Source organism: Pseudomonas sp. LAMO17WK12:I10, from assembly GCF_900215185.1.
Taxonomy (GTDB): Bacteria; Pseudomonadota; Gammaproteobacteria; order Pseudomonadales; family Pseudomonadaceae; genus Aquipseudomonas; species Aquipseudomonas chlororaphis.
In genome coordinates this window covers 1-1,409 of sequence record NZ_OBDX01000091.1, presented here as the reverse complement: position 1 = coordinate 1,409, position 1,409 = coordinate 1, and the positions used below count along the sequence as shown (strand labels likewise).

Annotated in this window: 1 rRNA gene; it reads right to left on the bottom strand. The window is 53.0% G+C overall.

What is annotated here, in order from left to right:
- Positions 1-43 precede the first annotated feature (43 nt).
- A 23S ribosomal RNA gene (locus CRO75_RS32235) occupies positions 44-1,409 on the bottom strand; the annotation flags it as partial.

The window sequence follows — 1,409 nt, the reverse complement described above, 5'->3', positions numbered from 1 at the left end:
ACACCGCAATCTGGCTGTTAAGCGCAAATTGCTTGGGTGTTATATGGTCAAGCCTCACGGGCAATTAGTATTGGTTAGCTCAACGCCTCACAGCGCTTACACACCCAACCTATCAACGTCGTAGTCTTCGACGGCCCTTCAGGGAACTCAAGGTTCCAGTGAGATCTCATCTTGAGGCAAGTTTCCCGCTTAGATGCTTTCAGCGGTTATCTTTTCCGAACATAGCTACCCGGCAATGCCACTGGCGTGACAACCGGAACACCAGAGGTTCGTCCACTCCGGTCCTCTCGTACTAGGAGCAGCCCCTCTCAAATCTCAAACGTCCACGGCAGATAGGGACCGAACTGTCTCACGACGTTCTAAACCCAGCTCGCGTACCACTTTAAATGGCGAACAGCCATACCCTTGGGACCGGCTTCAGCCCCAGGATGTGATGAGCCGACATCGAGGTGCCAAACACCGCCGTCGATATGAACTCTTGGGCGGTATCAGCCTGTTATCCCCGGAGTACCTTTTATCCGTTGAGCGATGGCCCTTCCATACAGAACCACCGGATCACTAAGACCTACTTTCGTACCTGCTCGACGTGTCTGTCTCGCAGTCAAGCGCGCTTTTGCCTTTATACTCTACGACCGATTTCCGACCGGTCTGAGCGCACCTTCGTACTCCTCCGTTACTCTTTAGGAGGAGACCGCCCCAGTCAAACTACCCACCATACACTGTCCTCGATCCGGATAACGGACCTGAGTTAGAACCTCAAAGTTGCCAGGGTGGTATTTCAAGGATGGCTCCACGCGAACTGGCGTCCACGCTTCAAAGCCTCCCACCTATCCTACACAAGCAAATTCAAAGTCCAGTGCAAAGCTATAGTAAAGGTTCACGGGGTCTTTCCGTCTAGCCGCGGATACACTGCATCTTCACAGCGATTTCAATTTCACTGAGTCTCGGGTGGAGACAGCGCCGCCATCGTTACGCCATTCGTGCAGGTCGGAACTTACCCGACAAGGAATTTCGCTACCTTAGGACCGTTATAGTTACGGCCGCCGTTTACCGGGGCTTCGATCAAGAGCTTCGCGTTAGCTAACCCCATCAATTAACCTTCCGGCACCGGGCAGGCGTCACACCCTATACGTCCACTTTCGTGTTTGCAGAGTGCTGTGTTTTTAATAAACAGTCGCAGCGGCCTGGTATCTTCGACCGGCATGGGCTTACGGAGCAAGTCCTTCACCCTCACCGGCGCACCTTCTCCCGAAGTTACGGTGCCATTTTGCCTAGTTCCTTCACCCGAGTTCTCTCAAGCGCCTTGGTATTCTCTACCCAACCACCTGTGTCGGTTTGGGGTACGGTTCCTAGTTATCTGAAGCTTAGAAGCTTTTCTTGGAAGCATGGCATCAACCACTTCGTCACCT